Below are 21519 nucleotides of genomic sequence, written 5' to 3'. Positions count from 1 at the left end.
CCGAGATCCTGGGCCGGGTCACGACGACGTGAGGAGGCCAGGTGGCAGCGGACGAGAAGCCCCCGGCCGCCCGCGAGGAGAACTCCCCGGAGCCCGGAACCGCGAACCCGGCATCGCGCTGCCGTTCGGCGGTTTCGCGCCACGCGGTCGCGGGCGTGCACTGGGAGCCCAAGCCATCGACCGCTGGATCAGTCACCGTCGCGCTGTAGATCGGAGGCCGGAAGTGAAGACGAAGGCAGCAGTTCTGCGGGATGTCGGCAAGCCGTTCGAGATCGTCGAGCTGGACCTGGACGGGCCGCGGGAGGGCGAGGTGCTGATCAAGTACACCGCCGCCGGGCTGTGCCACTCCGACCTGCACCTCACCGACGGCGACCTGCCGCCGCGCTTCCCCATCATCGGCGGCCACGAGGGCGCCGGGATCATCGAGGAGGTCGGGCCGGGCGTCACCAAGGTCGCACCGGGCGACCACGTGGTGTGCAGCTTCATCCCCAACTGCGGCACCTGCCGCTACTGCTCCACCGGCAGGCAGAACCTCTGCGACATGGGCGCGACGATCCTGCAGGGCTCGATGCCCGACGGGACCTTCCGCTTCCGCGCCGACGGCGAGGACATCGGCGCCATGTGCATGCTCGGCACGTTCTCCGAGCGGGCCACCATCTCGCAGCACTCGGTGGTCAAGGTCGACGACTGGCTGCCGCTGGAGACCGCGGTCGTGGTCGGCTGCGGGGTGCCCAGCGGCTGGGGCACCGCGGTCAACGCCGGCGACGTGCGCGCCGGAGACACCGTGGTCGTCTACGGCATCGGCGGGCTGGGCATCAACGCCGTGCAGGGCGCGGTGCAGGCGGGCGCCAAGTACGTCGTGGTGGTCGACCCGCTGGAGTTCAAGCGGGAGAAGGCGCTGGAGTTCGGCGCCACGCACGCCTTCGCCGACGCCGACGAAGCGCAGGCGAAGATCACCGAGCTGACCTGGGGCCAGGGCGCGGACGCGGCGCTGATCCTGGTCGGCACCGTCGACGAGACCGTGGTGGCCAAGGCGACCGCCGCGATCGGCAAGGGCGGCACCGTGGTGATCACCGGGCTGGCCGATCCGGCCAAGCTCACCGTGCACGTCTCCGGCGCCGACCTGACGCTGAACGAGAAGACGATCAAGGGCACGCTGTTCGGCTCGGCCAACCCGCAGTACGACATCGTGCGCCTGCTGCGCCTCTACGACGCCGGGAAGCTCAAGCTCGACGAGCTGATCACCCGCCGCTACAGCCTGGAGCAGGTCAACGAGGGCTACCAGGACCTCCGGGACGGCAAGAACATCCGGGGCGTCATCGTGCACGACTGAGCTTCGAGGAGACGAGCCGCGAGACGGCTCGCTGAGACGGTGCGCGGATCGGCCGGTCCGCGTGACGCACAAGGGGGGCCGGGCCCGCTGCGCGACTGGAGCCGCGCAGCGGGCCCGCTGTGTGCGTTCAGGGACTTGTCATCACCGGTTGGTGGTTGTTCTGCGTGGCGGTGCGGGCGGCTGCACCGACAGGATTTAAGGCGATCGTCGGCCACCGAACACGATCTTCGCCGCGGGCACCGGGATACTGGTCACCGATCCCGAGCCGTGGAAGGTGACGAGATGACCGATGGGGCCAGGACCACCGCTCGGCGCAGGAGCCTGCGGGAGACGATCGCCCTGGTCTGCGTGCTCGCCATGGCTCCACTGGCTCCGGCCGCGGTGGCGTCGGTCCGCGTCGTGGAACGCCTCTGGTGCGCCGATGGCCGGTTGGTCGTCGCCGGATCGGCCGTCTACGCCCCGATCCTGCGACGGGCAGCCGACGACTACACCGCGGCCTGCCCGGACAGCAGCATCCTGATCGACACCGGCGAGTCGGCCGAAGGGCTGCGACGGCTGGTCACCAGCGGGGAACCGCTCGACGGCGGCCCCGAACTGCTGGCGGTCTCCGACGGCCCGAAGGGACGCGGGGTGCAGCACCTCCGGGAGAAGCTGTTCGCCTCGAAGATCTTCGCCCTGGCGGTGAATCCGGCCACCGGGGTCACCGACCTCTCCGCGCAGCAGATCGACGACATCCACGCCGGGCGCGTCACCTCGTGGGCGCAGGTCGGCGGCAACGACGTACCGCTCTCCCCCGTCGACCGCGGTGACAGCACGGCACGGCGCATCCTCGAGCACCGGATCCTCGGCGATCCCGAGCCGACCCGTTCCGGCTGCGAGAACGCGGCGGCCTGCGAGCTGCCCAGCAGCGCCGAGGTGCTGGGCGCCATCGCGGCGGATCCCGGCGGGTTCGGCTACGTCGAGGCAGGTGAGATCACCGACGACTCCGGGGTCCGCGCGGTCCGGATCGACGGCGAGCTCGCGCCGAAGAAGGTCACCGACCTGGGCCGCTACCCGTTCCACCAAGCCGGATTCGCCTACGTTCGCGAAGACGCCCCGTTCCTGTCGCTGGCGACCAGCTTCCAGAACTACCTGGCGAACAACCCGAGCCGCTGACCCGGGGGCGCGCTTGTGCGGGCACAGCGGGAGATCGCCCGGCGTCGGCGGGATCGCCCGTCACAGGCGGAATTCCGCTCCGGCCACGGCCGCGTCGATCATGCCGAGCAGCGCAGCTTCGAGTTCGCGGCGCACCTCCGGCTCCTGGTCCGGCGGGTTCCAGACGGGGCGGGCGGCGATTCCGTCGGATGCCGCCAGGATCACCCGCTGGGCCGCGAGAGGGACACCGTCGGCTTCCATGTCGCGCTGCCACCGCCGCTCGTCGTCCCGGGACATCTCGAGGATCTCCGGCACCGTGAGGAGCTGGGCGACGAGGCTGTAGCGCTCGATGATCTCATCGCCGTCGAACGGGCCCAGGTTCGCCCGGACATAAGCGCGCGTGAGCCGTCCGGGCGTGCCCTCGGGATCGGCGATCTGCTCGCGCACGCAGTCGCGGAAGTCGTCGAGCTGCTCCTGGGCCAGCGCCACGAGCAGGGCCTGCTTGCTCGCGAAGTGGTACACCAGGCCACCTTTGGAGATCCCGGCGTGGCGGGCGATGACGTCGAGCGTCGCACCGACGCCCTGCCTGCTGATCACCTGCGCGGCAGCGTCGAGCAGCAGCCGCCGAGTGGCCTCGGGAGTCCGTCCGGTTGTGCGACCCATGCGCTCATTCTTCCCGTCGTCCGGCAACCGGCGAGCACCACCTGGAAACTACACCGACTAGTCAGTACAGTTTATGGCGAAGAGCTCACGCCCGGACGAAGGAGCGGATCGGATGCACCACGACGACCGAGCACCGGCCCAGCAGTGCCCGATGGGCGCAGCGCCGGACATCCCGCTGCACATGCGCCGCGACGGCTTCGACCCGGTGCCGGAGATGGCCGCGCTGCGCGAGGAGGACGGCGTCCGCCTCCTGCCCTCGATCTTCGGCACCGTCTACGCGGTCACCCGGCACGACGCGGTGAAGGCCGTCATGGCCGACAGCACCCGGTTCAGCATCGCGCCGCGCGAGGAGGAGTTCGGCATGTCGGCGCTCACCGAGGAGGAGCGGGCGCGGAGGGTGGCGGGCGACCTGCTCGGCCTCGACGCGCCCGAGCACACCCGGCTGCGGCGGATGCTGACCTCGGAGTTCACCGTGCGTCGCATGCGCAGGCTCCAGCCGCGCATCACCGAGATCGTCGAGGAGCACCTCGACGCGATGGTGGCGGCGGGCCCGCCCGCCGACCTCGTCGCCGACTTCGCGCTGCCGATCCCCTCGCTGGTGATCTGCGAGCTGCTCGGCGTCCCCTACGCCGACCGCGCGGAGTTCCAGGAGCGCACCAGCAGGCAGGTCGACCTGTCGCTGCCGGAGGAGGAGCAGGCCGAGCTCGTCCGGGAGAGCCGCGCGTACATGGCCGGACTGGTCGCCCGTGCGCAGGAGCGGCCCGGCGAGGACATGCTCGGCATGCTGGTGCGCGAGCACGGCGACGAGCTGACCACCGACGAGCTGATCGGCATCGCCGAACTGCTGCTCGCCGCCGGGCACGAGACCACGTCGAACATGCTCGGGCTCGGCACGCTCGCGCTGCTGCGCCATCCCGATCAGCTCGCGCTGGTCCGCGACGACCCCGCGGCCGTCGCTCCGGCCGTCGAGGAGCTGCTGCGCTACCTCAGCATCGTGACCGCGGGCGTGACCCGCACCGCGCTGTGCGACGTCGAGATCGACGGTGTCGCGATCCCCGCGGGCGCCGCGGTGACTGCGGTGCTGGCGACGGCCAATCGCGATCCGCGCTCGATCGACGACGGCGAGCGGCTCGACGTCACCCGCGCCGCGGCCGGGCACGTCGCCTTCGGGCACGGCCTGCACCACTGCCTCGGCGCGCCGCTGGCCCGCATGGAGATGCAGATCGCCTTCCCCGCGCTGCTGCGGCGTTTTCCGGGTCTCGCGCTCGCGGTGCCGTTCGAGGACGTCGCGTTCCGGTCGCACCACTTCATCTACGGCCTGCTCTCGCTCCCGGTGAGGTGGTGAGGCGATGCGGATCGAGGCGAACCGCGATGTCTGCGTCAGCGCGGGGATGTGCGTGCTGAACGCGCCCGAGGTGTTCGACCAGGACGACGACGGCGTCGTCGAGCTGCTCTCGGCCGAGGTGCCCGCGGAGCAGGTCGAGGCCGTCACCCGGGCCGTGCAGGTGTGCCCGTCGGGCGCGCTGCGGCTCAGCGGATGAGGCCGCTATTGCGCGTCGGCGCAGAGCACCGCTACCGGGCACCGGGCGCGGTGGAGGACGCCGGAAGCGACCGAACCGAGCAGCAGGGCCGCGAGCGGGCCGCGGCGGTTGCGGTGGCCCACGACGAGGAGCTGGGCTTCGTGCGCCATGTCGCTCAGCGCCGCGACCGGGTGGCCGCGCGGGGTGTGCCTGCGCACGACGACGTCCGGGTACTTCTCGCGCCAGCCCGCTAGCTGGTGGCCGAGGCTGCGTTCGGCTGCGGCGCGCGCTTCGGCCAGTTCCTCCGGCGGCGCCAGCACGACCGAGAACTCCGCTCCGGGCGCCTCCCACACCTGCATCACCGCGAGTTCGGCCCGGCGGGCGGCGGCCACGTCGAAGGCGAACCGGAGGACCCGCTGACCGTGCGGGGAGTCGTCCACGCCGACCAGCACCGGCCCGGCGCGCTCCCGGTGCTCGTGCATGACGACGACCGGGCAGCGGGCGTGGGTGGCGACTTTGGTGCTGACCGAGCCCAGCAGCATCCCGGCAGCCGCGCCGCGGCCCCTCGCGCCCAGCACCACGAGCTGGGCGCGGGCGGAGCGCCGGATCAGCTCGGCCGCCGGACGACCGCGGGCGATCTTCACGCCGATCGCGGTGTCCGGGCCGCGGAACCGCTCGGCGATCTCCTCCACCACCTGCTCGACCGCGCTGTCCCGGGACGGGTGGTCGTTGATGACGACGGCGTGCACCTCCGCCCGCCGCAGCGCGGCTTCGGCGACCGCCCACGCCAGCGCGGCGACCGACTGCTCGGAGCCGTCCACGCCGACCAGCACGGGTTCCTCGGCCAGCATCCGACCTCCTCCGCGGATCGGACAAATCCACCAGCTCAGGATCGCAGCACCGGATCGGCCTACGCGCGCTGTGCGGGCCTCGGCTCCGGTTCGGCCGTGCTGGGGAGCAGGATCGCACCGAGCACCGCGACCAGGCAGCAGCCGAGGACCCACCAGAAGGTGCCGGTGAACGCCAGCGGAGCCGGCTGGTCGGCCAGCTTCGCCTGGAGCACCACGGCGATCAGCGCCGTCCCCACCGAACCGCCGACGGTGTTGAGCATGTTCAGCGCGCACGACGCGCCGGGAAGCTCCGGTGGGCGCATCCGCCGGTAGACGGCGCTCATCACCGGGGCTCCGATCATCGCGATGCCGAGACCGCGCACAAGCAGCGCCGATCCGAGCAGCGCGTCGGTTTCGAGGACCGCGAGTCCGGTCAGCGGCGCGGTGCCGAGCGCGATGAGCGCGATGCCCGCCAGCACCAGGCCGCGCGGCGACTTCCGGTCGATGAGGCGGTTGACCAGCAGGGATCCGAGGACTGCGCCGAGGCCTTGCGGCGCGAGCAGCAGGCCCGCCTCCCACGACGACAGGCCTCGCCCGGTCTGCAGGTACAGCGGCAGGAGGAACATCGTGCCGAAGACCGAGGCGCCGAGCACCACCAGCGCGAGCGCGGCCGCGCCCAGCGGCGGCCGGGCGAACAGCCGCGGGTCCAGCAGCGGCGGCCGGGTGCTGCGCAGGCCGTGCCGGACGAACCCGGCGAGCATGCCCAGGCCCAGCAGGGCCGCGCCCAGCGCGATCCCGACCGGGACGGTGCGCGAACCGACCTCACCGAGCCCGAACACCAGCAGCGCGATACCGGGCGAGAGCAGCACCGCGCCGAGGAGGTCGAACGGTTGCTTCTGCCCGGCGGGCGGGTCCGCGGGCACGCATCGCGGGGCGAGGACGAGCACGGCGATGCCGATCGGCAGGTTGACGTAGAACAGCCACGGCCAGTCCGCGACGCCGAGGATCGAACCGCCGATCAGCGGCCCCAGGACCGGCGAGAGCAGCGGCACCACGGCGACCACGCTCATCACCCGCCCGATCCGCTCGGGCCCGGCCGCGCGGGCCAGCACCGCCTGCCCCACCGGTGGGAGCAGTCCGCCGCCGAAGCCCTGCAGCACGCGGAACGCGATCAAGCTCGGCGCCGACCAGGCCAGCGCGCACAGCACCGAGCCCAGCAGGAACAGCACCACCGCGGCGATCCAGGTGCGCTTGCCGCCGAACCGCCCGGCCAGCCAGCCCGATGCCGGGACCGCCGTGACCACGGCCAGCAGGTACGCCGTGGTCACCCACTGGATCTCGGTGACCGGGGCGTCGAAGTCGGCGATCAGCTCCTTGATGCCGACGCTGACGATCGTCGCGTCCAGCGTCGCCATGAACGTGCCGGACACCAGCACGAACGCGGTGCGCCACAGCGCCGCGCCGATGCGCTCAGCCATCGATTCCCCGCAGCCGGTCGATGAACGCGGACGCATCGGAGTCCAGGTGCTCGCCGAGCTCGCTCAGCGCGGTCACCAGTTCCGCGCTCAGCGAGCGGGCTTCCTCCGCGCTGACGGATTCGGGCCGGTGGCCGAGGACGCCGGTCCAGCCCTCGCCGTCCGGCAGCACGGTGAGCGTCACCGGGTGGTGGGTCGCTTCGCGGAACCGGGTTCCGGTGATCTCCAGGCCCGGCGCGGGGTGGCGCAACCGCTCGGGGTCGGCCGGGTAGTTCTCGAACACCACGAGGCTGTCGAACAGCGGGCCTCGCCCGAGCAGCCGTTCCAGCTCGGGCAGCGCGACGTGCTGGTGCCCGGCCATGGCCTGCTGGCGCATCTGCAGATCGGTCAGCGCTTCGGCGAGCGTGCCCGCGAAGCGCGCCCGGACGGGCACCGAGTTGGCCAGCAGGCCCACGATCTCCTCGACGCCGTCGACCTCCGCGCTCCGGCCCGAGACCATCGCGCCGAAGCAGACGTCGGTCCACCCGGTGCGCGCCGCCAGCACGGCCGCCCACGCCCCTTGCAGGAGCGTGTTCGCGGTCAGGCCCCGCACCGCTCCTGCCGCGGTCAGCTCGCCGACCAGCTCGGCGGGCACGTCGAACAGCACCGGTTCCGCGAACTCCGGCGCGGTGAGCGCTTCGCGGCCCACCGAGGCTTCGGGGAGTCCGCTGAGCTCTGCCGTCCACGCACGGGTGTCGGCGTCGTGGTCCTGCGCCGCTCGCCATCGCAGGTAGGAGGCGAACGGCACCGGCGCGGGCAGCGCGCTCGGCGCGCCGTGCTGGACTCGCGACGTGTAGTGGGCGAACAGCTCCAGCAGCATGCGCGGCGCGGACCAGCCGTCGGAGAGCACGTGGTGGCTGGTCAGCACCACCTCGGCCTGGTGCGGCGAGGTCCGGAGCACGGTGAGGCGCAGCGGCGGCCCGGCCGCGAGGTCGAACGGTTCCGCGAGATCGGCGGCGAGCGCGCGCTCCACCTCCTCCGGGGCCAGTTCGACCGCGCGGCAGTCCGGCTTCGGGTCCGCGAGGATCACCTGCACCGGCAGGTCCGCCGGGAAGACCGCGGCGAGGTTCGGGTGCCTGCGCACCAGGTCACCGCACGCCGCGTGCAGCGCGTCGGTGTCCAGCGGGCCGGTGACGGAGAACGCCGACTGCACCGCGTACGGGTCGGCAGCGCCGTCGGCGCGGTTGCGGGAGTGCTGCAGCACGAGCTCCTGCAGCGGTCCGAGCGGGAGCACGTCGGCCACCCGGTGCTCGGCGGTGAGCCGGTCGATCGCGGTCTGGTCGAGGTCGACCAGCGGGAGGTCGGACGGGGTGAGACCGGCTCCGGCGACCGCTCCGGGGTCGGTGGCCAGCGTCAGCAGCTCCACGCGCAGGCAGTTGGCGAGATCGGCGATCGCGCCGTCGTCGAACACCGCGCGGGGCCAGCTGAGCCGGATGCCGAGCGCGATGCCGTCGCCGTCGTCCCGCGCCAGCGCGTTGATCATGAGGTGGTGCTCCAGCGGGAGGTCCTCGCCGCCCCCGGAACCGAACGGGTCGGCTTCGGCGGGCCGCTGCCACGGCGCCTCGCCGCTGCTGTTCGGGAAGACGCCGAGGTAGTTCCAGCTCAGCTGGGGCCGGACGGCCGGGGCTTGCGCGGCGAGGATGCCGTGGCCCAGGCCGTCGCCGTTGGCGTGCAGCTGTTCCTTGACCGCCTTCAACGCTTCCGGCGTGCCACCGCTGGGCAGCTTCACGCGTGCCGGGTGGACGGCGGTGAACCAGCCGACGGTCTGCGCGAGGTCGACCTGGCCGGTCCGGTCCGGGGTGTGCGGCGGCCTGCCGTGGCTCTCCAGCGAGACCACCAGGTCCGCCGCTCCCCCGCGCCAGGCGCGGACCGCGCGGGTCAGCGCGGTGAGCAGCACCGGGTCGGGCGTGCACCGGTAGGCGGCGGGCAGCGCGGTGAGCAGGGCGCGGGTGGAGTGCGGGTCGAGCCGGATCTCGTGGTGCACCAGGGTCGCGGCGGTGTCCCGCGCCGGGTCCAGCGGTTTCGCGCTCAGCGACGTCGCCGGAGCAGCAGCGATCTGCTGCCAGTGCGGCAGTTCCGGCCGGCGCGCTTCGACCGCTTCGCGCAGCGAGCGCGCCCAGCCGAGGAACGATTCGCCGTGCCTGGGCAGTTCCGGCTCCGCGCCCGCCGCGACGGCTTCGTAGGCGTGGGCGAGGTCGTCGAGCAGGATCCGCCAGGACACGCCGTCGACCACGAGGTGGTGCGCCAGCAGCACCAGCCTGCCCAGCTCGTCCGGGCCGCGGTCCAGCCAGATCGCGCGCACCAGCGGCCCGGTCCACGGGTCCATCGCCGCCCGGGTCTCGGCGATGTGCGCATCGAGCACCGGTCGCGGGTCCTCGGACGTGGTCAGGCGGGTGAGCACTTCCGCGCCGGTGACCGCGCCGGGTTCTGGGATGCGCAGCACCGGCTCGGCGCCGTCGGCCAGGAAGCCGCGCAGCACGTCGTGCCGGGCGAGCACGGCGTCCAGCGCTGCGCGCCAGGTCGCCTCGTCGCCGCCTGCCGGGGTGCACACCTCCATCCACTGGCAGAAGCCCGCTGCCGCCCGGCCGTGGCGCAGCAGGTCCCGCATGACCGGCGTCAGCGGGGCGTCACCGCAGGCCGGGGCCTCGGTCCGGGACGTGGGGACGCCGGCGAGAGCGGCGATGCCCGCCAGGGTTCCGCCGTCGAACACCTCGCGCGGCCCCAGGGTCAGTCCGCTCCGCCTGGCGCGGGAAACCACTTGCAGCGCGACGATGCTGTCGCCGCCGACTTCGAAGAAGCCGTCGTCGAGGTTGATCGCGCCGGTGCCGAGCACCTCGCGGAAGACCTCCAGCAGCAGCGCTTCGGCCGGTGTCGCGGGCTCTCGCGCGGCGGCTTGCGGTCCGGGCGCGGGCAACGCGGCGCGGTCGAGCTTGCCGCTGGTGTTCAGCGGCAGCGCCGTCAGCGGCAGCAGCGCGGTCGGCACCATGTAGTCCGGCAGCTGGGTCGCGAGGTGCTCGCGGAGCAGCGCGGCGTCGAACTCCGCGCCGTCGGTGGGGATCACGTAGCCGACCAGCCGCCGCTGGCCCGGTTCGTCCTCCCGGACGATCACCGCGCAGGCCCGCACGTCGGGGTGGCGGGTGAGGGTGCTCTCGATCTCGCCGAGCTCGATGCGGAACCCGCGGATCTTGACCTGGTGGTCGACGCGGCCGACGAACACCAGCTGCCCGTCCGGCCGCCACCGCACCAGGTCACCGGTGCGGTAGGCCCGCGAGCCCGGCGGTCCGAACGGGTCGGCGACGAAGGCCGCCGCGGTGAGGTCGGGCCGCCCGACGTAGCCGCGCGCCACTCCCGGCCCGGCGAGGTAGAGCTCGCCGGTGACGCCCGTCCCGACCGGTTGCAGGCCTCCGTCCAGCACGTACGCGCGCACGTTCGGGTCGGGGCGGCCGATCGGCAGCGGGCCCGCGTCCTCGGCGTCGTAGCGCCAGGTCACCGCGTTGATGGTGACCTCGGTGGGCCCGTAGCAGTTGAACAGCGCGCGCCGGTCGCCCCAGCGCCGCGCCAGCTCGGGGTCGAGCCGCTCCGCGCCGACCATGAACACCACGTCCGGGTCGACCTCGGCGTCGTCGGGCATCGCGGCCAGGAAGGAGGGCAGCAGGTTCAGCGCGCTCACCCGGTGCTCGGCGAGGTAGCCGAGGATCTCGTCACCGGGCAGCCGCACCTCCTCCGGGGCGATCACCAGCGTTCCGCCGGACAGCAGCGGCATCATCGTCTGGAAGAACGCCACGTCGAAGCTGGTCGAGGCGAAGTGCAGGTAGCGGTCGTGCTCGGTGATGCCGAAGGTGTCCTCCTGCAGCGCGACCAGGTCCGGGATGCCGCGGTGCGGCACCGCGACGCCCTTCGGCCGCCCGGTGGTGCCGGAGGTGTAGATGATGTAGGCCAGCGCGTCCTCGGTGAGGCCGCGGCGCGCGTGCACCGGGTCGGCGTCGCTCCCGCCCAGCGGTTCGTCCAGCAGCAGCGCTCCGAGATCCACCGCGAGTCCACTCCGGACGTCCGATGTGGATAAAGCGATTGCCGGTTTCACGTCGTCGAGCAGGTAGGCGATCCGATCGGCCGGGTAGGCCGGATCGACCGGGACGTAGACCGCACCGGCCTTGAGCACGCCGAACAGGGCCACGACCTGCTCGACGTCCCGGCCGAGCAGCACCGCGACGGGGTCCTGCGGCCGCACTCCGGCCTCCAGCAGCGCGTGGGCCACCCGGTTCGCGCGGCGGTCCAGCTCGGCGTAGCTCAGCGACCGGTCGCGGCACACCACAGCCTCCGCGTCCGGCTTGCGCGCCACCCATCCGGCGAAGCGCTCCAGCACGCCGCCGCGCGGCTTCTCGGGCGCCGCCCCGGTCCCGGCTCGCAGGATTGCGCGCAGTTCACCGGGTTCGAGCATCGGCAGCCGGGCGACGGGCCGGTCCGGGTCGGCCACCAGTTCGCGGAGCAGCGCCAGCAGCCAGCGGCCGCAGTCGCGGACGGTCGCCTCGTCGAAGGCCTCCGGCTGGTAGCCGAGCCCGATGGTGATCGCGTCCTCGGGGATGACCACCACGGTCAGCGGGTAGTGCGTGGCGTCGGTGATGTCCACACCGGACAGTTCCAGGCCGGGTGCCAGCGGGGTGCGGTTGCGGCTGGAGAGCGGGAAGTTCTCCATCACCAGCATCGTGTCGAACAGCTCGCCCGCGCCGACGGCGCGCTGGATGTCCGGCAGGCCGACGTGGTGGTGCTCGGCCAGCTGCACGCTGCGTTCGTGCACGTCGGCGAGCAGCTGGGCGGCGGTGTCGTTCGCGGCGTGGCGGACCCGCACCGGGATGGTGTTGCCCAGCTGCCCGATCATCGCCGCCACGCCGTCCACCTCGGCGGGCCGGCCCGAGACCGGGCAGCCGAAGACCACGTCCCGGCGACCGGTGAGCCTGCCCAGCAGCAGGCCCCACGCCGTTTGCAGCACGGTGGTCAGGGTGATGCCCCTGGCCTGGGCGAACGCGCGCAGCTCGGCGCTGAAGGCGGCCCCGAGCTCGACGGCGACGCGGCCCGGACGGCCGACCCGGGAGGTCTGGTTCGCCGGTGCCAGCCGGGTGCCCTCGTCGATGCCTGCCAGCTCGTCCTGCCACGCCCGCAGCGCCGCACCACCGTCCCGGCGGGCCAGCCAGCGGTAGTACTCCGCCAGCGGCGGCGCGGTCGGCACCGGGTCGCCGCCGCCGAGTTCGGCGTAGATCGCGAGCAGGGTCCGCCCGACCAGCGGCATCGACCAGCCGTCCAGCAGCGCGTGGTGGTTGGTGATGAGCAGCCGGTGCTCGGTCCTGCCCAGCGTGCACAGCAGGAACCGGATCAGCGGCGGCTGCGCCGGGTCGAAGGGGCTCTCGAGCTCCTCGCGGGCGAGCGCGGCGAGCTCGTCGGGGGCCGAGGACAGGTCGGCCTCGCGCCAGTGCAGGTCGACGTCGGCGGGCACGACCTGCACGACCTCGCCTGCGGCGGTGGTGTGCAGGTGGACCCGCAGCGCGGGGTTGCGGCGCAGCAGTTCCGCCGCCGCGGCCGCCAGCCGTTCCCGGTCGAGTTCACCGTCCAGGTGGGTCATCGCCTGCACGACGTAGACGTCGGCGTCGGTTTCGGCGCGCACCATGCTGTGGAAGGACAGTCCGACCTGCAGGGCGCTGGCGGGCAGCACGTCGGCGATCGGCCGGGCGCTTTCCAGCGCGTCGATGTCGGCCTGCTCCAGATCGACCAGCGGCAGGTCGGACGGGGTGAGGCCACCGGCGTCGATTCGCCCGGCGTGCGCGGCCAACGCCTCCAGCGCCGCGCCGAACGCGCCCTGGATCTCGGCGACTTCGCCGGGCGCCAGCACCAGACCGGCGGCCGTCCACTCGACCGCGAGGCGTGGCGCGTCCGACTCGTGCACGAAGCAGTTCAGCGCGAGCACCTGCTCCAGCGCCTTTCCCGGCGGCTCCAGCACGGCGAACGGGTCGCCCTCGGGGAGTTCCCAGCCCTCGCCGGGCAGCGGTGCGAACCGGCCGAGGTAGTTGAGCAGCACGTCCGGCGGTGGCGTCGCGCCTAGCTCGGCCCGGGTCTGCGGGTCCAGGTGGCGCAGCACGCCGTAGCCGATGCCGTTGCCGGGCACCGCGCGCTTGGCTTCCTTGGCCGCGCGCAGCAATCGCCCGAGCGCCGGGCCGCCGGCGAGCGCGTCGGCGAGATCGGCGTCGGAGGCCACCGCGTCCGCGGGCACTCGGACCGGGTGTTCGCTGGTGAACCAGCCGACCGTGCGGGAGAGGTCGATTCCGTCGACCAGCGGATCCCGGCCGTGCCCCTCCATCGTCACGGTCGCGGCGTCCAGCGAATGCAGGGATCGCAGTGCGAGGACCACCGCGGCCAGCAGCACTTCGTCGGCACCGGCGCGGTATGCCTCCGGCAACGCGGTCAGCACCGCTTCGGTGGCGTGCGGCGTCGCCTCGGTCGTGGTGCGGAATCCCGTGGCGACGGTGTCCAACCGCTGGTCCAGCGCACGGCTGCCCAGCCTGGTGGATGCGTCCAACGCCGCGCGCCAGTGCGCCAATTCGCCGCGGCGAGCGCCTTGCGCCCCTTGTTCCGCCAGGAGCATCGCGTGCCGCCGCCAGGACGTTCCCACCGGGGCGAGTTCGGCGCCTCGGCAGGCCGCGTGCAGGTCAGGCAGCAGAACCCGCCAGGACACCCCGTCGATGACCAGGTGGTGGCCCAGCACCAGGAGCCGGTCCGCACTTCCGGTGCGCACCAGCGCGACCCGGAAGAGCTCGCCCGCGCGCGGGTCCAGCTCCGCTGCGAGTTCCCCGGCCAGCGCGGTCAGATCCGCGGCCTGCACCTCGCGGACGATGCGGTGCGCGGTGACCGAGCCGGGCGGGCGGACCGACAGCTCGTCGGCGCCACCGGCCCGCAAGCGCAGCGCGTCGTGCCGGTCGAGCACCGCCTGGACACCGGTGATGAGGTCGGCCAGCGTCAGGTCCGCGCCGACGTGCAGCGCCGTCCACTGCGCGTAACCCGCTACGACGTCGATGTCCGGGTGCGGGTCGAGCAGTCCGCGCGCGATCGGCGGTGCGGGCACCGGCCCGGTCGGGTCGTCGGGGGCCTGCGCCGGTTCGTCGGCGATCGACTCCGCCGATGCCGCGAGCGCGGCGAGCGTGCGACGCGCCAGCAGGTCGCGGGGCCGCAGGTGCAGCCCGCTCTCCCGGAGCCGGGCGCTGACCGTGATCGCCGAGATGCTGTCGCCGCCCAGGCTGAAGAAGTCCTCGTCGACTCCGGCCTCGTCGATGCCGAAGACCTCCGCGATGACCGCGCACAGCAGGCGTTCCCGCTCGGTGCTCGGCGCCCGGCCCGACTCGGTCCGCGGCGCGGGCAGCGCCGCCCGGTCCAGCTTGCCGTTGATGGTCACCGGCAGTTCGTCGAGGATCACCACGGCCGAGGGCACCAGCGCGTCGGGCAGCCGTTCGGCGACGGCGGTGCGCACCGAATCCGGGGTGAGCACAGCGCCTTCGGAAGGCACGACGTAGCCGATCAGCCGGGGCTGCCTGCCGTCGGTGTTGAGGATCGCCGCCGCGGCGCTCACCCCGGCGAGCTCGGCCAGCGCCGCTTCGACCTCGCCGATCTCGACCCGGTAGCCGCGGATCTTGACCTGCCCGTCACCGCGGCCGAGGTACTCCAGGCCGCGCCCGGGCACCCAGCGGGCGAGGTCGCCGGTGCGGTAGGCCCGGTCGCCGGGCGCGCCGAACGGGTCGGCGACGAACCGCTCCGCGGTGGTGCCGGGCAGGTTCAGGTAGCCGCGCGCGAGGTGCGGTCCGGCCAGGTACAGCTCGCCGACCGCGCCCGGCGCCACCGGCCGCAGCGCCGCGTCCAGCAGGTAGATCCGGGTGCCCGCGAGCGGGAAGCCGATGGTGGGGTCCTCGCCGTCGATCACCGCGGCGGTGGCGTCCACAGTGGCCTCCGTGGGCCCGTAGAGGTTGCGCCCCGGCACCGCGGATCCGGCGACGCGCTGCCACAACGCGGCCGGAGTCGCCTCACCGCCGAGCACGACCAGCGACGGCCGGTGCCCGGAACCGGTCAGCAGACCGGCGTCCACCAGCGGCGCGGCCATCGACGGAGTGGTGTCCACGACGTCGATCCGGTCCTCGCGGTACGCCGCGAGCAGCGCATCGGCGTCCTTGGCCAGCTCGACGTCGTAGAGATGCATCTCGTGGCCGCACAACAGCCAGCACAGCTGGTCCAGGGAGGCGTCGAAGGCGAACGAGTAGGTGTGGGCCGTGCGCAGCCGCCGCCCCGCCAGCCGGTGCGCGTCGGCCACGACGGTGCTGCGGTTGTGGTGCAGCAGACCGGCGAGCGCGCCCACCCGGCCCAGCACGCCCTTCGGGCGGCCCGTCGACCCGGACGTGTAGATCACGTACGCGAGGTGCTCGGGATGCCGCGGTGCGGCGAGCTCATCGGCCGCCAGCGGAGCAGCGGCGTACCCGGCCAGTTCGGCGGTGAAATCCGGGTCGTGCAACCGGATCTCCGAGCCTCCGAGATCGACGTCCGCGCTGGTGATCAGCAGCGCCGGGCGGGCGTCGGCGAGCAGTTCGCGCAACCGCTGCCCGGGATGCGCGAGGTCGAGCGCCAGGTACGCCGCCCCGGCGTCCTGCGCCGCGAGCAGCGCCACGACCAGGTCGACCGAACGCGGCATCGCGAGCGCGACCACGTCGTCCGCGCCGATGCCTCGCGCCCGCAGCGCACGGGCGAGCCGGTGCACCCGGGCCGCGAGTTCCGCTGCGGACAGCCGCTCGGAACCGTGCACCAGCAAGGTTCGCGCCGGATCCTCGGCCACCAGCTGGTTCAGCGCGGTCGGCACGTCGACCGGCGAGCCCGGCAGTGCGGGCACCGCCCACTCGCCCAGCAGTTCGTCGCGCAGCGCGGGCTGGAGCAGGTCCACCTGCCCCACCGCCGGGGCGGCGTCGCCGGTCAGCTGGGCCAGCAGAGCGCGCAGCGCGGCGAGCCTTCCGTCCACTTCGGACTGCGTGGTGGTCCGGGCGTCCACCTCGAAGCCGAGCAGCAACCCGCCGTCGGCCGTCGGCAGCACGCTCAGGCCCAGGTCCTCCGGCGGTCCACCGGCGATGTTGCGCATCACGCCGGTCGACCCGCCGAAGTCGATGGCCAGGTCGAACGCCTTGAGGTTGATCCCCCTGCCGTGCAGCAGCGCCCCGGCACCGGGCGCGGCGAGGTCCTGCGGCAGGTTCTCGCCGCGGTAGCGCTGGTGCTTGCGCATCTCGCGCATCGCCTTGGCGACCCGGCGGCTGAGCTCGGGCAGCCGATCGCCGCCGCGCACCGCAACGCGCAGCGGCAGCACGTTCACCGCCATTCCGGGCGTGCGCAGGCCCGGGCCGAACCGGCACATCAGCGGCAGCGCGAACACCACGTCCGATTCGCCGGTCAACCGGTGCACGAACGCGGCGTAGCAGGCGATGAGCACCTCGCCCCAGCTGGTGCGCGCGGCCTCGGCGACCTCGTGCAGCCGCGCCACTTCCGCGGCGGGCAGGACGGCGCGGGCGATCAGCGTCTCGCTCGCGGGCCCGACCGGAGCGTCGGTGGCGGTGGCCGATTCGGGCAGCGGGGTGAGCACGTCGCGCCAGTAGTCGCGATCGGCGGTGAACCGCTCGCCGGCCAGGTACTCGCGATCGGCTTCGACGAGTTCGGCGAACCGGCCGAACGGGCAGGGCGCGACGTCGGTCCCGCGCACCAGCGCGGTGTAGTGCTCGGCGGTGCGGCGGGCGAGCATCGCCGCGCTGTAGCCGTCGAAGACCAGGTGGTGGCCGAGCTGGGTGTACCAGACCTCGCGGTCGGAGAGCCGCAGCACGGTGCGGGCGTAGAGCTCGCGGTCCACCATCTCCCGGCACCGCACCGCCAGCCGCGCGCGTTCACCGGCGATGTAGGCCTCCGCGGCCGCCGCCGGATCGGGCTCGGCGCGCAGGTCGACGACCTCGGGCAGCTCGGTCGGAATCGGGTCGACGACCTGGCGCGGCCCTTCCGGCGTCTCCAGCACCCGGATCCGCAGGCTCTCCGCCTCGTCGGTGGTGGCCCGGACGGCCTCGGCCAGCGCGGCCACGTCGACCGCGTCCGGGCCGGAGATCTCCACGACGTCGCCGACGACGTAGTGCGGCGAATCCGGTTCCAGCCGCTGCGCGTTCCAGACGCCGAGCTGCGCCCGCGTCAGCTCCATCACCGGATCGGCCGATTCCCCGGCTGCGGTGCGGGATTCGATGCTGGCAGTGCTCAACGCGGGCTCCTGGAGGACAGCGACCAAGGTCATCGTTAGCTTAGGCTAAGCTAAGCAAATCTCAAGGGGTCGTCGCGCCGATCACACCGCGCGGCGGAGAGCCGTCCGCTTCTGAGCCGTTTCCGCCGCGCGTCTCAGGGTTTCGGGACGACCATCGGCGTTCCGGTCAGCGGATCCGGCACGACGATGCTCGGCAGGTCGAAGACGTCGGCCAGCAGCGACTCGTCGACGATGTCGGCGGCGGCTCCCTCGGCCACCACCGCGCCGTCGCGCATCGCCACCAGGTGGTCGGCGAAGCGGCACGCCTGGTTGATGTCGTGCAGCACCGCGATCACCGTGCGGCCCTCGTCGCGCAGCTTCGCCAGCAGCGCCAGCAGCTGGTACTGGTGCGCGATGTCCAGGAACGACGTCGGCTCGTCCAGCAGCAGGTAGGGCGTCTGCTGGGCCAGCACCACCGCCACCCACACCCGCTGCCGCTGCCCGCCGGAGAGCTCGGCCACCGGCCGCCCGGCGAGTTCGGCGACCCCGGCGGCGGCCATCGCCTCGGCGACCGCCCGCTCGTCGTCCTCCGAGGTGGTGGCCAGGAAGGACTGGTGCGGGAACCGGCCCCTGGCCACCAGCTGCGCCACCCGGATGTTCTCCGGCACCGCCGGGTCCTGCGGCAGGAAACCCAGCGAGCGCGCCAGTTCCTTCGTCGGGTAGGCCCCGACCGGCCGGTCGTCGAAGCGCGCCTCGCCCGCCGCCGGTCTGAGCAGCCGGACGAAGGCGCGCAGCAGGGTCGACTTCCCGCACGCGTTCGGGCCGACGATGGCGGTGAACGCGCCGTCGGGGACGTCGAGGCTGAGCCGGGTGGACACCACCCGGTCGCCGTAGCCCAGGGTGAGCTCCTGCGCGCGCAGTCGCGAAGTCATGCTCGCTCCACTTCCTTGGTGAGCAACCAGATCAGGTAGCAGCCGCCGATCGCGGTGCTCACCACACCGACCGGGAGCGACACGGGCGCCAGCAGCATCTGCGCGATCAGATCCGCGGCCAGTAGCAGCACCGCGCCGGTGAGCGCCGCGGGCAGCAGCGGCACACCGGCGGCCTTGGCCAGCCGCCTGCCGATCTGCGGCGCGGCCAGTGCGATGAACACGATCGGCCCGGCCACCGCGGTCACCGTCGCGGTGCACCCGACGCCGACCAGCACCAGCAGCAACCGGTGCCGCTGCAGCGCAACTCCGGTGGTCACCGCGACCGGATCGCCCAGCGCGGTCTGGTGCATCGCGTGCGACTGGGTGGTGAGCAGGGCCAGCAGCACCAGGATGATCGCGAACGGCAGGTGCACGTCGGCCCAGTCGATGCCGTTGAGCGAGCCCGCGTTCCAGCCGACCGCCGCGATCGCCACCTCCAGCTCCGCGCGCAGCACGATCCAGGCGTTCACCGAGGTGAGGATGGCGTTCACCGCGATGCCGACGACCACCAGCCGCAGCCCGGACAGCCCGCCCTTCGCCGACAGCAGGTAGATCGCGGCGGCGGCCAGCAGCCCGCCCGCCACCGATCCGACGGCCAGCTGCGCGGAAGTCCCGGACAGCACGGTGATGGCGAACAGCGCGCCGGAGTAGGCGCCCGCGTCCAGGCCGATGACGTCCGGACTGCCCATCGGATTGCGGGTGATGTTCTGGAAGATCGCCCCGGCCACGCCGAGTGCGGCGCCGAACACCACGGCGGCGAGCACGCGCGGCAACCGCCACTGCGCGACGACCACGCTCCACTCGCCGGTGCCCGCCAGCGCGGCCAGCACCTCTCCTGGAGTCAGCCAGTTCGCGCCGAAGCACAGGCCCAGCAGCGAAAGGCCGAGGATCACCAGGATCAGCGCCGCGGCCAGCAGCACGGTCCGGCGCGGCAGCCGCAGCGCCCGGCCGCGCGCACGCAGCACTATCGTGCTCACAGCGTCACCGCCCCGTACCGCCGCACGGCCCAGATCAGCACCGGCCCGCCGAGGAATCCGGTCACGACCGCCACCGGCACCTCCCCCGTCGGCAGCAGCACGCGGGCGCCGACGTCGGACAGCAGCATCAGCACCGAACCGAGCACCGCGGTGTAGGCGAGCTGCCAGGGCACCGAGCCCGGCGCCATCCGCCGCGCGAGGTGCGGCACGATCAGCCCGACGAACAGGATCGGCCCGGCCAGCGCCGTCGCCGCTCCGGTCAGCACCGTGATCACGACGAGGGTGGCCACCCGCACCACCGCGACGCGGGTGCCGAGGGTGCGCGCGATCGTCTCGCCGAGCTCGATGGCGTTGAGGGAGCGGGACAGCAGCATCGCGCCGACCAGCGCCAGCCCGATCACCACGAGCGGCACCTCCAGCGGCACCTGCTCGCGACCGGCCAGCGAGCCGACCGCCCAGAACCGGTACTGGTCGAAGACATCGGGGTTCAGCAGGCGCAGGCCGAGCGAGAGCCCGGACAGCACGGCGCTGAGCGCGACGCCGGTGAGCACCAGGCGCAGCGGCGAGCGGCGCCCGACCGAGTAGACCAGCAGCGCGGCCAGCACCGCGCCCACCACCGCGGCGAGCAGCTCGCCGAATTGGGAGACCGCGATCCCGAGCGCCGAGCCCACCGCCACGGCGAACCCGGCGCCCACCGTCACGCCGAGGATTCCGGGCTCTGCCAGCGGATTCCGCGACAGGGTCTGGATCAGCCCGCCCGCCACGGCCAGCGCCGCACCGACGCCGATGCCGAGCAGCGCGCGCGGTGCTCGGATGTCCCAGACGATCAGGTGCTCGGACGAGCCGTCGAAGGCCACCAGCGCGCGCAAGACGTCGGCCGGGTGCAGCGACTGCGCGCCGACGGCGATGCTGAGCACGAGCGCCGCCGCGAGGACGACGCCGGTGCCCAGCAGCAGCGCGGCACGGCGCCCGGCCGAGCCGCGCGCCGTGCCTGTTTCCGTTGCGTTCACGAGGATTACTGCGCCAGCAGCGGGGCGAACGACTCGTCGATCGAGCCGAGGGTCTGCATCGCCTCGGGGTAGGTCGCCGCCTCGGTGTAGCGGATCGGGAAGACCTTGCCCGCCTTCACCGCGGGCAGGTTCTTCCACAGCTCCGAGTCCAGCACGTACTGCACGGCCGGGGCGACCGACCCGTCCGGCTTGACCGAGTAGGTGATCATGTCGGCCTCCGCGAACGCGGCGGGCAGCTCCTCGATCGACGGGTACTCGCTGACGTCCCGTCCACCACCGCCCTTCACCTTGACCTCGCCGTAGTAGTCGCCGCCGATGTCGTTGACGACGCTGGTGCCCCACGAGTCGTTGAACTCGCGCTGGAAGTTGCCCTTGGCCACCTGGCCGTAGGAGCCGACGTGCCCGAGCTTGAGCTGCGGCAGCACCGACTGGTACTTCTGCTTCAGCTCCGCGGCCTTGGCCTCGTACTCGGCCTTGGCGGCGTCGTAGTTGGCCAGCGCGCCCGCGGCGTCGGCGTACCTGCGGGTCAGTTCGCGCCACTGCGCCGGGTTCTTCGGGCCGATGGCCACCACCGGCGCGATCGCTTCGAGCCGCTGCACGTCGACGTCGCCGAGCACCGGGGTGGGCACGCCGATCACGATCAGGTCGGGCTGGGCCTTGGCGATGGCCTCGTAGTTGGTCTCCGCGGCCGATTCGCCCGCGACCTTCTCCAGCTTCTCGTAGGTCGCGACGTCCTCCGGCGCGAACATCGGGACACCGCGCGCCCAGGCCGAGATGCCGACCAGCGGTGCGTCGGCCTCGATCAGCGCGGGCACCGCGTAGCCGGTGGCGATCACGCGCTGGGGCTTGGCGGGAACGGTGATCGGGCCGTTGTCGGCCTCGAAGACGCGGGTCTCGGCATCCGCGGCGGTGGTGGACCCACCGGCCCCGCAGCCGGCGAGCGCGCCGATGGCGACGGTGAGGGCCGCGAGGAGCCCGAGCGGTCGAGCTGAGCGCATGCGTTCATCCTTGACTAGAGCAATTAGGGTTGGCTAACCTTAATCATCATCGCGCGGCGGCCACAAGCCCGGTGCGCCGAAACACCGGGCGCGGGTGGGCCTTTCGGCCCAGGAAGTTCAGTGAGCCCTTCATCTCGGCGGTTCCGCAACCGCGAGGCCCGAGGCAGCACGTCGACGGGGTGCCGCATGCGCCGCAGGCGCATAACCCACCCTCGCAGCTCGCACCGCCGCGGGTTCTCAGAGGTCGCCTGGCGAGGACAGCCCGTTCGCCGTGTATTGGAATACAT

Annotated in this window: 13 protein-coding genes; 5 read left to right on the top strand and 8 right to left on the bottom strand. The window is 73.1% G+C overall.

All coding sequences use genetic code 11. From position 1 onward, the window contains the following. Positions 1-41: 41 nt before the first annotated feature. The 3 genes from OU416_RS01615 (at position 42) to OU416_RS01605 (ending at position 2488) form a co-directional block, all read left to right on the top strand. Positions 42-209 (top strand): hypothetical protein, encoded by a 168-nt coding sequence (locus tag OU416_RS01615; protein WP_270924967.1) that lies wholly within the window; start codon positions 42-44, stop codon positions 207-209. Between the two features lie 14 nt (positions 210-223). Further along, entirely contained in the window at positions 224-1333 is a 1110-nt protein-coding gene (locus OU416_RS01610; RefSeq protein WP_270924966.1) for an NDMA-dependent alcohol dehydrogenase, read from the top strand. A 282-nt stretch (positions 1334-1615) separates the two neighbouring features. Further along, entirely contained in the window at positions 1616-2488 is an 873-nt protein-coding gene (locus tag OU416_RS01605; protein WP_270924965.1) for a substrate-binding domain-containing protein, read from the top strand. Positions 2489-2548: 60 nt separating this feature from the next. Here the strand turns inward: OU416_RS01605 and OU416_RS01600 are convergent, their stop codons facing one another. Continuing rightward, complete coding sequence (locus OU416_RS01600; RefSeq protein WP_270924964.1) at positions 2549-3130, bottom strand: TetR/AcrR family transcriptional regulator; 582 nt, start codon at positions 3128-3130, stop codon at positions 2549-2551. A 112-nt stretch (positions 3131-3242) separates the two neighbouring features. Between OU416_RS01600 and OU416_RS01595 the strand changes: the two genes are divergently transcribed. Further along, positions 3243-4475 (top strand): cytochrome P450, encoded by a 1233-nt coding sequence (locus OU416_RS01595; protein WP_270924963.1) that lies wholly within the window; start codon positions 3243-3245, stop codon positions 4473-4475. Positions 4476-4479: 4 nt separating this feature from the next. Further along, complete coding sequence (locus OU416_RS01590) at positions 4480-4671, top strand: ferredoxin (protein WP_270924962.1); 192 nt, start codon at positions 4480-4482, stop codon at positions 4669-4671. Between the two features lie 5 nt (positions 4672-4676). On the opposite strand, the gene OU416_RS01585 is transcribed toward OU416_RS01590, so the two are convergent. From OU416_RS01585 to OU416_RS01555, 7 genes are all read right to left on the bottom strand, one after another. Next, positions 4677-5501 carry a universal stress protein gene (locus OU416_RS01585; RefSeq protein ID WP_270924961.1) on the bottom strand — a complete coding sequence of 275 codons (825 nt, stop codon included), beginning with the start codon at positions 5499-5501 and terminating at the stop codon, positions 4677-4679. A gap of 59 nt (positions 5502-5560) precedes the next feature. Beyond that, entirely contained in the window at positions 5561-6958 is a 1398-nt protein-coding gene (locus OU416_RS01580; RefSeq protein ID WP_270924960.1) for an MDR family MFS transporter, read from the bottom strand. Beyond that, positions 6951-17240 (bottom strand): non-ribosomal peptide synthetase, encoded by a 10290-nt coding sequence (locus OU416_RS01575; protein WP_270925397.1) that lies wholly within the window; start codon positions 17238-17240, stop codon positions 6951-6953. Before OU416_RS01575 ends, OU416_RS01580 begins: the two co-directional genes overlap by 8 nt. 191 nt (positions 17241-17431) lie before the next feature. Then, the gene (locus OU416_RS01570; RefSeq protein ID WP_270924959.1) at positions 17432-18208 is read right to left on the bottom strand and encodes an ABC transporter ATP-binding protein; all 777 of its coding nucleotides are present in this window, start codon (positions 18206-18208) and stop codon (positions 17432-17434) included. Beyond that, positions 18205-19224 (bottom strand): FecCD family ABC transporter permease, encoded by a 1020-nt coding sequence (locus OU416_RS01565; protein WP_270924958.1) that lies wholly within the window; start codon positions 19222-19224, stop codon positions 18205-18207. The genes OU416_RS01570 and OU416_RS01565 overlap by 4 nt, the downstream gene beginning before the upstream one ends. Then, complete coding sequence (locus OU416_RS01560; RefSeq protein ID WP_372907272.1) at positions 19221-20234, bottom strand: FecCD family ABC transporter permease; 1014 nt, start codon at positions 20232-20234, stop codon at positions 19221-19223. Before OU416_RS01560 ends, OU416_RS01565 begins: the two co-directional genes overlap by 4 nt. Positions 20235-20239: 5 nt before the next feature. Continuing rightward, positions 20240-21232, bottom strand: a complete 993-nt coding sequence (locus OU416_RS01555) for an ABC transporter substrate-binding protein (protein WP_270924957.1) — start codon at positions 21230-21232, stop codon at positions 20240-20242. Positions 21233-21519 lie beyond the last annotated feature (287 nt).

Source organism: Saccharopolyspora indica (assembly GCF_027853965.1).
GTDB classification, from domain to species: Bacteria; Actinomycetota; Actinomycetes; order Mycobacteriales; family Pseudonocardiaceae; genus Saccharopolyspora; species Saccharopolyspora indica.
This window is presented reverse-complemented; position numbering and strand designations above follow the sequence as displayed.

Bases quoted from the DNA above. Each gene is read 5' to 3' on its own strand.
- OU416_RS01605 (WP_270924965.1), top strand. From the start codon at position 1,616: ATGACCGATGGGGCCAGGACCACCGCTCGGCGCAGGAGCCTGCGGGAG.
- OU416_RS01600 (WP_270924964.1), bottom strand. From the start codon at position 3,130: ATGGGTCGCACAACCGGACGGACTCCCGAGGCCACTCGGCGGCTGCTG.
- OU416_RS01595 (WP_270924963.1), top strand. From the start codon at position 3,243: ATGCACCACGACGACCGAGCACCGGCCCAGCAGTGCCCGATGGGCGCA.
- OU416_RS01590 (WP_270924962.1), top strand. From the start codon at position 4,480: ATGCGGATCGAGGCGAACCGCGATGTCTGCGTCAGCGCGGGGATGTGC.
- OU416_RS01585 (WP_270924961.1), bottom strand. From the start codon at position 5,501: ATGCTGGCCGAGGAACCCGTGCTGGTCGGCGTGGACGGCTCCGAGCAG.
- OU416_RS01580 (WP_270924960.1), bottom strand. From the start codon at position 6,958: ATGGCTGAGCGCATCGGCGCGGCGCTGTGGCGCACCGCGTTCGTGCTG.
- OU416_RS01575 (WP_270925397.1), bottom strand. From the start codon at position 17,240: ATGGAGCTGACGCGGGCGCAGCTCGGCGTCTGGAACGCGCAGCGGCTG.
- OU416_RS01570 (WP_270924959.1), bottom strand. From the start codon at position 18,208: ATGACTTCGCGACTGCGCGCGCAGGAGCTCACCCTGGGCTACGGCGAC.
- OU416_RS01555 (WP_270924957.1), bottom strand. From the start codon at position 21,232: ATGCGCTCAGCTCGACCGCTCGGGCTCCTCGCGGCCCTCACCGTCGCC.